The sequence below is a fragment of the Streptomyces sp. YS-3 genome, assembly GCF_045257485.1.
Taxonomy (GTDB): Bacteria; Actinomycetota; Actinomycetes; order Streptomycetales; family Streptomycetaceae; genus Streptomyces.
In genome coordinates this window covers 1-8,717 of sequence record NZ_JBJHPC010000308.1, presented here as the reverse complement: position 1 = coordinate 8,717, position 8,717 = coordinate 1, and the positions used below count along the sequence as shown (strand labels likewise).

Genomic DNA, 8,717 nt, shown 5'->3' with positions numbered 1-8,717 from the left:
CGCCGCCACCCCCATCCGGCGCACCGGCCCGTCCCTGGGCGGCACCGCCGACCTGCTCATCGAGGAGGCCCGGCTGGTCACCGACCGCCCGGACGACATCGCGCTCCTGCTGACCACCCGCCGCGCCCCGCGCCGCGCCGCCCCGCCCGGCGGACCGTGACGTTCGCCGCAAACCGTGTCCGGCCGTTGTGGACCGGCCCGGGGAGCTGATCAAGTACGTACGGCAGCACGTACGAGCGCGCCGGGCGACCGCCGGCCGAGCGGGAGACCAGGAGAACGCCCCATGACGACCGGGTACTTCACGTCCGTGGACGATGTCCGCGCGCGCCTGGCCGAGGCCGGCTATCTGGCGTCCACGGCCGTCGCCACCACCGTCTTCCTCGCCGACCGGCTCGGCAAGCCGCTGCTCGTCGAGGGCCCGGCGGGCGTCGGCAAGACCGAGCTCGCCAAGGCGGTCTCCCGGGTCGCGGGCGCGGAACTCATCCGGCTCCAGTGCTACGAGGGCGTCGACGAGTCCCGGGCGCTGTACGAGTGGAACCACGCCAAGCAGCTGCTGCGCATCACCGCGGGCCGCGAGGAGTCCTGGGACGAGACCCGTACGGACATCTTCGGCGAGGAGTTCCTGCTCCCCCGCCCGCTGCTCACGGCCATCCGCGGCAGCGATCCCAAGGTCCTCCTGATCGACGAGATCGACAAGGCGGACGTGGAGGTCGAGGGACTGCTCCTCGAAGTCCTCAGCGACTTCCAGGTCACCGTGCCCGAGCTCGGCACGATCACGGCGACGCGCCGCCCGTTCGTGGTGCTCACCTCCAACGCGAGCCGCGAGCTCTCCGAGGCCCTGCGCCGCCGTTGCCTCTTCCTGCACATCGGTTTCCCCGAGGAGGAGCTGGAGCGCCGTATCGTACGGATGCGGGTGCCCGGGCTCGACCAGGCGCTGGCCACGTCCGTGGTGCGGGTGGTGGGTGCGCTGCGGGCGATGGACCTGCGCAAGGCGCCCTCGGTCGCGGAGACCGTCGACTGGGCCCGTACGCTGCTCGCGCTCGGCGCCGGCACCCTCGACGAGACCGTCGTGCGCGACAGCCTCGGCGTCCTGCTCAAGCACCAGGACGATCTGCTGAAGGCCGCCGCCAAACTCGATCTGGACGCCGTGTGACCGCGCTGCCCGACCGGCTCACGGGGCTGGTCCGCACGCTGCGCACACACGGTCTGCGGATCGGGCCGGGCGAGACCGTCGACGCGGCGGCGGCCCTGGAGGTGCTGGGCTTCGGTGACCGCGAGCGGATGCGGGAGGGGCTGGCGGCGGCGCTGCTGCACCACGAGGGCCAGCGGGCGGTCTTCGACCCCGTCTTCGATCTGTACTTCCCGCTCCGCGTCGGCGCCCCGCCCGCGACCGGCGGTGACACGGCGGACCTGCGCGAGCGGCTGGCCGCCGCGCTCGCCGCCGACGACCGGGCGGCGCTGGGGCAGTTGGCCGCCGAGGCGGTGGACGCGCTCGGCGGATACGGCGCCTCGCCCGGCTCGGACGGCTTCTCCGCACACCAGACCCTCGACCGGCTGCGCCCGCAGACGCTGCTCGCGCGGGTACGGGCCACCCTCGCCCAGGGGGCCGGGGGCGGCGCCGACTTCACCGACCGGCTGACCGACGACGAGATCAGGCGCCGCATCCAGCGGTTCCGCGAGCAGGTCGCCACCGAGGCGCGCCGCCGGGTGGCGCAGCGCCGCGGTACCGACGAGATCGCGCGCCGGGCCGTGCGGCCGACCGCAGACCAGGTCGACTTCCTGGTGGCGGGCCGCGCCCAGCTCGACGAGCTGCGCCGTTCGGTGCAGCCGCTGGCGCGCAGACTGGCCACCCGTCTCGCGGCCCGCCGGCGCCGCGCGGCCCGCGGCCGGATCGATCTGCGCCGCACCCTGCGCGGTTCGCTGTCGACCGGCGGTGTTCCCCTGCGCCCGGTCCTGCGCCGCCGCCGTCCCGTACGCCCCGAACTCGTCCTGCTCTGCGACGTGTCCGGCTCGGTCGCCGGCTTCGCGAACTTCACCATGCTGCTGGTGCAGGCGCTCCACGAGCAGTTCAGCCGGGTGCGGGTGTTCGCCTTCGTCAACCGCGTCGACGAGGTCACCGGCCTGCTGCAGAAGGGCGCGGCGGACCCGTCGGGCCTGGCCGAGCGCATCGCCGGTGAGGCGGCGGTGACGGGTTGGCACGACAGCAGCGACTACGGCACCTCGCTCGGGGAGTTCGCCGAGCGCCACCTCGACGCGGTCGGTCCGCGCACCGCCGTCTTCGTCCTGGGGGACGCCCGGACGAACATGAGCGACCCCAACCTCCCGGCGCTGCGCCGTATCGCGGAGCGCGCCCGCCGGGTCTACTGGCTCAACCCCGAACCGGCCTCCCTGTGGTCGACCGGGGACTCGGCCGCGCTCGCCTATGCCGAGGTGGTCGAGATGCACGTGTGCCGCAACGCCCGGCAGCTCGGCGGCCTCGTCGCCCGGCTCCTGCCGGTGTGATCCGGTCTGATCCGGCCGCGGCCCTGGGCGCCGACGGACGCTAGCCGCGCGCCGGTTCGATGTTCTGGTTGGCGTGGAACAGGTTGTGCGGGTCGTAGGCGCGTTTGACCGCGGCCAGCCGGTCGTACTGCTCGCCGTAGGTGGCCCTGACCCGTTCCTGGCCCTCGCCCGCGCCGATGAAGTTCACATAACCGCCGCCCATGGAGTGCGGGTGCAGTTCCTCCCAGTAGTCCACGCACCACTGCCGGACGGTCTCGGCGTTGGCGGGGTCGGGGTCGATGCCGCCGATGACCGCGGACCAGACGGCGTCCCGGTAGCCCCAGGCGGTGTCGCCCGGCTTGACGCGGTGGGCGGCGCCGTCGACCGGGTACAGGTGCATGGTCGACAGGTCGGTGGGGATGCCCTCGGCGTACTTGGCGTGGACGTCGATAGCCCCGTCGGTGATCCGGTCGAAGAACGCGCCGCGCCAGTACCACTGCAGGCCCGCGGGGATCAGCTCGTCGAACATGCTCTGCATCATCGGGTACGGCATCGGGGCGGTGAAGTGGAAGGCGGGCGGGCCCGGTTCGGCCACCGGCGCGAAGACCTGGTCGGCCTGGTCCGGGTCGCCGGTCCAGCACCACACCACCGCGCACATCTTCTGCCCGTGGATCTCCTCCGGGAACGGCGGCCCCGGCGGGACGACGAGCACGGCGAAGAACCCGTTGAGGTCCTCGGGCGCCTGCGGCAGGAACTCGCGGTACCACCGCAGCACGTCCCCGATGCGGTCCGGTGTCCACAGGGTCACGCCGAGCACCACGGTGTGCACCGGGTGCAGCGAGAAGGTGAAGGAGGTGACGACGCCGAAGTTGCCGCCGCCGCCGCGCAGCGCCCAGAACAGGTCGGGGTGGTTGCGCTCGTTCGCCGTGACGAAGCTGCCGTCCGCGAGCACCACGTCGGCGGCCAGCAGATTGTCGATGGTCAGCCCGTACTTGCGGGTCAGATGGCCGTGGCCGCCGCCGAGGGTCAGTCCGGCGACGCCCGTCGTCGACATGATGCCGCCCGGCGTGGCCAGCCCGAACGCGTGGGCGGCGTGGTCCAGGTCGGCCATCAGGGAGCCGCCGCCGACCTGCGCGATCTCCGCCGAGGGGTCGACGCGCGCCCAGCGCATCGGCGACAGGTCGAGGGTGACCCCATCGTCCACCAGGCACAGGCCCGCCCCGCTGTGCCCGCCGCCGCGGACGGCCAGTTCGAGGCCGTGGTCGCGGACGAAGTCGACCGCGTCGATGACGTCGCCGGCGTCCGCGCACCGCACGACCGCGGCCGGCCGCCGGTCGATCATCGCGTTGTAGATCGTGCGCGCCTCGGTGTACTCCGGGTCCTGCGGGCCGATCACCGGACCGCGCAGCACGGTCCGCATCGCTTCCAGCGTCGTCCCGTCCATGACGCTCTCCTTGCCGCGCACGGCAGGTCCGGGGACCCGCCCGGCCCTTCCCCTGCTGGGGCCGCCGGTGGTTCTCGCGCGCCGGTGCCCCGGCACCCCCACGGGTCTCGGCCGCTGACGGGCGCCACAGGGCTGACACCTCAAGCGTCTCCCCGCGGCCGGGGACTCGCAATCCCCCGGCCCGGTGTCCCGCCCCTGGAGATGACCGGGCCCGGCCGCGGGCGCACGATGGGGGCATGGACGCCCGTTTCGGTGACATCAGCACCCCGGGCCGGACCGCCGGCCCGGCCGAGGGCATCAGCCCCGAGGAGCTCGCCCTCGCCGCCCGCAACCACGCGCTGCCGCTGGAGGCCCTGCGCTACGACGTCACCCCGCCCGGGCTGCACTACGTCCTGGTCCACTACGACATCCCGCACACCGACGCCGACACCTGGGAACTCACCGTGGACGGGCGGGTGCGCACCGCGCTCACCCTGGACCTGGCCGCTCTGCGCTCCTTCCCGGCGGTCACCCACCGGGTGACCATGGAGTGCGCGGGCAACGGCCGGGCCCTGCTCTCCCCGCGTCCCGTCAGTCAGCCGTGGCTGACCGAGGCGGTGGGGACCGCGGAGTGGACGGGGGTGCCACTGCGCACCCTGCTGCTCGCCGAGGCCGGGGTCGAGCCGGACGCGGTGGAGGCGGTCTTCACCGGCGCGGACCACGGCGTCGAGCGCGGTGTGGAGCAGGACTACCAGCGCAGCCTGCCGCTGACGGAGGCCCTCGGCCGGGACCCCGAGGTGCTGGTGGCGTACGAGATGAACGGCGCCCCGCTGCCGCCGCAGCACGGCCATCCGCTGCGGCTGGTGGTCCCGGGGTGGTACGGCATGGCCCATGTGAAGTGGCTGCGCGCCATCACGCTGACCGCGGCCCCGTTCACCGGCTTCCAGCAGCAAGTGGCCTACCGCTACCGGCAGTCGGCGGGGGAGACCGGCGACCCGGTGACCAGGATGGCCCCGCGCGCGCTGATGATCCCGCCCGGCTTCCCGGACTTCATGTCCCGCACCCGTGTGGTGCGCCCCGGCCGCGTCCTGCTGGAGGGCCGGGCCTGGTCGGGGCGGGCGCCGGTCACCCGGGTCGAGGTGAGCACGGACGACGGACGCGAGTGGTCCGAGGCCGAGCTCGCCCCGGCGGTCGGCCACGGCTGGGCGTGGCGCCGCTGGCGGGCCCTGTGGACGGCCACCCCCGGCAGCCACGTCCTGAGCGCCCGCGCCACCGACGCCGGGGGCGCCACCCAGCCGCTCACCCAGCCCTGGAACCGCGGCGGCTTCGCCAACAACGTGGTCCAGCGGGTCGAGGTGTTCTGCCCCGAGGACGGCTGAGCGGACCGCGCCGCGGGCTCAGGAAGGCTTGGTGGCGGAGAGCGCGGTGACCTTCACCTTGTTGTCGCACTCGGCGAACACCCCGTCGTCCAGGGCCGTCTGGTACCGCCCGGCACCCGGCACCCCGAGGACGACGGTCGGGTACGAGGACGGCTCGGCCCCCGACACGCAGTACCCGTCGGCCTCGCCCTGGACCTGCACGAACGTGAGCTTGGTCCAGGCGCGGGCGCCCGGGGCCAGCAGGACCGTGGAGGCGGTGCCGGTGGGGGTGACGGCCAGGGGGGCGTTCTTGTCGGGTGCGCCGTTGCCCGCCCCGGCCACCGTGATGAACCCCTTCACCGAGCAGGGGTGCGCGGAGGTGTTGGCGAAGCCGACGACGGCCGCGCCGAGGCCCGTGCCCTGGGGGCGGTTGGCGGCCTGGTGGGCCGGGGTGACCTTGAGGTCGCTGAGTCCGCACCTGGGGGCCGCGTGCTTGGGCTTGGTGCTGCCCGCGGTTCCCGGCTCGGCGGGGGGCTTCGCGGTGGGCGCGGTGGTGTGCGGTGTGGCCTTGGCGGTGGGGATCACGGGGGACGCGGCGGCCCCCGGAGCGGATCCGTCGCCACTGCCCGGCTCGCAGCCGACCACCAGGACACCGGCCATCGCGGCCGTCGCCGCCACCGTGATCGCACGACGCAGATGTGAGTAGTCCATGACTCCCCCGAGGATAGGCCGGTACACCCCGGCGCTCGCCGTACAACACACCGTGGCGGCGGCGATGGTTCGCACGGGTGAGCAGGTGTGGCACGACGGTGACAATTCCGCCACGCCCCGAGCGGCGACCCCGCCCTGGTGGCGCACTGTTTGACACCCGCTCGCCACCAACCCCATGATTCCACTAGTCAACTAGTGGAATCATGGAAAGGGGGGAGGCGTGCGCGACATGACCGCTCCTGGCACGGCCGACACCCGCTGGGCCCTGGAAGCGCGTGGGCTGGGGAGGAAATACCGCCGGGGCTGGGCCCTGCGGGACTGCACCTTCCGGATTCCGGCCGGGCGCATCTGCGGACTGGTGGGACCCAACGGCGCCGGAAAGAGCACCCTGCTCAACCTGGCGACCCGGCTCGTCGAGCCGAGCACCGGTGAGCTGCGGATCTTCGGCATCCCCGCGGGCTCCCCCGCCGCGCTGCCCCGGTTCGCGTATCTCGCCCAGGACAAACCGATGTTCAAGCGGTTCACCGTGGCCGAGTCGCTGCGCCTGGGCCAGGAGCTCAACCCGGGCTGGGACCAGGACGCGGCCGAGCGCATCGTGCGCGGCGGGCCCGTCCCGATGGAGGCCAGGATCGGCAGCCTCTCGGGCGGCCAGCGCACCCGCGTGGCCTTCGCGCTCGCCTTCGGCAAGCGGCCCGACCTGCTGCTCCTGGACGAGCCGATGGCCGATCTCGACCCGGTCGCCCGCGACGAGCTGAGCTCGCTGCTGATGGCCGAGGCCGTCGAGCGCGGCACCACGGTCCTGATGTCCTCCCACATCCTGGGCGACCTTGAGCACATGTGCGACTACCTCCTCGTCCTCGCCGACGGCCGGGTCCGGATGGCGGGTGAGACGGACGAGCTGGTGCCGATGCACACCCTGGTCACCGGGGTCACCACCGACCAGGTCCTGCCCGCCGCGCTGAACACCCACACGGTGATCGAATCCCGTACCGCCGGGCGGCAGTTCACGGCCATGGTGCGCACCGAGGGCCCGCTCACCGGCGACTGGCAGCTCGCCGAGCCCAGCATGGAAGAAGTGCTGCTCGCCTACCTCCGCAACCCCCAGGCGCCCGCGCTGCTGTCCCCGGCCGCCGCTCCCGGCCACCAAGAGGAGTACGCCGTATGAGCACCCTGACCCGTCCCTCCGCCACCGAGGAGCCGACCCGCGCCAGGCCCGGGCGGCTGCGCGGACTGCTCTGGCTGATGGTGCGCCAGCACCGGGCCGTACTGATCGCCTGCGCGGCGGCGGTCCTGATCGGCGGCGCCCTGATCATCCACCAGCGCGGCGCCATGCTGGACGAGGCGCATGCCGCCGGCTGGCCCGCCACCCCCGTGGACGACCTCGACGGCGGCCGGCGCATGCGGCTGTCGGAGACCTTCAACAGCTACGCCGTCTACGTGGGGTATCTCCCGCTGCTGTTCGGTGTCTTCCTCGGCGCCCCGCTGCTCGCCGCGGACCAGGAGAGCGGCACGGCCCGGCTGGTCACCACGCAGTCGGTGCCCCGCTCGCGCTGGCTGCTGTGGAAGGTGGGCTTCGCGCTGGGTCTCGTCGCGGTGACCACCGCCATCCTCGGTGCGCTGCTGACCTGGTACTGGCACGCGGCGCGGCCGTTCGTCTCCGGCGACTGGCTGGAGGGGACGATCTTCAACAACACCGGGCCCGTGCTGCTCACGACAGCGCTGTTCACGACCTCGCTCGGCATCGTCATCGGCGCGCTGGTGCGCCGTGCGGTGACCGCGATGACGCTCACCTTCTTCGGCGCCTTCGCGTTCTCGGTGGTCTTCGACTACCTCAAACCGCACCTCGCCACGCCCCGCCGGATCGCCTTCCCCCTGGAGAGCTCCCAGCCGGCGGTGCTCGACGGCGCGTCCCAGGTGGACCAGTGGATCGGCACCGCGTCCGGCAAGCTCTACGGGTGGGGCACCTGCGTCGACAACGCGAGCCCCGAACGCTGCCGCGCCCAGAAGGGCATCGTCAACACGGTGTGGGACTACTTCGGTTACGACCAGATGGCCACCCTGCAGTGGACCGCGGCGGCCCTGCTGACCGCGGGGAGCATGGTCCTGCTCGCGCTGACGGTGTGGCGCGCCCGCCGCCAGGCGTTCTAGGGCCGCCCGGCCCGGCTCGGCCCACCCCCGGGCATAGGCTGTAAGCCATCGTGCGCGAGGGTGCCGCGTCCCGGAAGTCCCGGGACTTCCGGGGCGCGGCCCGACAGAGATTTCCAGCGAAGGAGGCAGGTGCGATGGTCGCGTTCCGTGTGGACCGCCGTAGCGGCCTGCCCGCCTACCTCCAGATCGTCCACCAGGTGGAACAGGCCCTGCGCATGGGCGCTCTGGCCGAGGGCGACAAACTGCCGACCGCGGCCCAGGTGGCCGCCACCACCAAGGTCAACCCCAACACCACCCTCAAGGCCTACCGGGAGCTGGAGCGCGCCGGTCTGGTCGAGGTGCGCCAGGGGGCGGGGACGTTCATCACCCGCTCGCTCGCCACTCCGCAGACCGCCCCGGAGTCGCCGTTGCGCGCCCGGCTCGGGGAGTGGCTGCGCGAGGCGCGGGCGGAGGGGCTGACCGAGCACGATGTGACGACGCTGTTCGACGCGCTGCTCGCCGAGACCTTTCCGGCGAGCACGCCCGTCCACACCCCCGCCCGCTGAGCGCCGCCCGGCACGGCCGGGCGGCGCTCAGCGGGCGGGGGTGTGGACGGG

Annotated in this window: 8 protein-coding genes; 6 read left to right on the top strand and 2 right to left on the bottom strand. The window is 73.5% G+C overall.

Features of this window, described 5'->3' with window-relative positions; translation table 11 throughout:
• Window positions 1–283 precede the first annotated feature (283 nt).
• Window positions 284–1,153, top strand: coding sequence for an AAA family ATPase (locus tag ACJA3G_RS23000; protein ID WP_406554920.1), 870 nt, complete (start codon window positions 284–286; stop codon window positions 1,151–1,153).
• Window positions 1,150–2,502 (top strand): VWA domain-containing protein, encoded by a 1,353-nt coding sequence (locus tag ACJA3G_RS22995; RefSeq protein ID WP_406554919.1) that lies wholly within the window; start codon window positions 1,150–1,152, stop codon window positions 2,500–2,502. Before ACJA3G_RS23000 ends, ACJA3G_RS22995 begins: the two co-directional genes overlap by 4 nt.
• Window positions 2,503–2,542: 40 nt before the next feature.
• Here ACJA3G_RS22995 and ACJA3G_RS22990 read toward each other — a convergent pair whose 3' ends face one another.
• On the bottom strand, window positions 2,543–3,925 hold the full coding sequence (locus ACJA3G_RS22990; RefSeq protein WP_406554918.1) for an FAD-binding oxidoreductase: 1,383 nt from the start codon (window positions 3,923–3,925) through the stop codon (window positions 2,543–2,545).
• Between the two features lie 236 nt (window positions 3,926–4,161).
• On the opposite strand from ACJA3G_RS22990, the gene ACJA3G_RS22985 reads away from it, so the two are divergent.
• Complete coding sequence (locus tag ACJA3G_RS22985; RefSeq protein WP_406554917.1) at window positions 4,162–5,283, top strand: sulfite oxidase; 1,122 nt, start codon at window positions 4,162–4,164, stop codon at window positions 5,281–5,283.
• Window positions 5,284–5,301: 18 nt separating this feature from the next.
• Here the strand turns inward: ACJA3G_RS22985 and ACJA3G_RS22980 are convergent, their stop codons facing one another.
• On the bottom strand, window positions 5,302–5,973 hold the full coding sequence (locus tag ACJA3G_RS22980; RefSeq protein ID WP_406554916.1) for a DUF4232 domain-containing protein: 672 nt from the start codon (window positions 5,971–5,973) through the stop codon (window positions 5,302–5,304).
• 229 nt (window positions 5,974–6,202) lie between these two features.
• Between ACJA3G_RS22980 and ACJA3G_RS22975 the strand changes: the two genes are divergently transcribed.
• The 3 genes from ACJA3G_RS22975 (at window position 6,203) to ACJA3G_RS22965 (ending at window position 8,666) form a co-directional block, all read left to right on the top strand.
• Entirely contained in the window at window positions 6,203–7,138 is a 936-nt protein-coding gene (locus ACJA3G_RS22975; RefSeq protein WP_406554921.1) for an ABC transporter ATP-binding protein, read from the top strand.
• Window positions 7,135–8,121, top strand: coding sequence for an ABC transporter permease subunit (locus ACJA3G_RS22970; RefSeq protein WP_406554915.1), 987 nt, complete (start codon window positions 7,135–7,137; stop codon window positions 8,119–8,121). Before ACJA3G_RS22975 ends, ACJA3G_RS22970 begins: the two co-directional genes overlap by 4 nt.
• A gap of 134 nt (window positions 8,122–8,255) precedes the next feature.
• Window positions 8,256–8,666: a GntR family transcriptional regulator gene (locus tag ACJA3G_RS22965; RefSeq protein WP_406554914.1), complete on the top strand. Its 411-nt coding sequence runs from the start codon at window positions 8,256–8,258 to the stop codon at window positions 8,664–8,666.
• The last annotated feature ends 51 nt before the right edge of the window (window positions 8,667–8,717 follow it).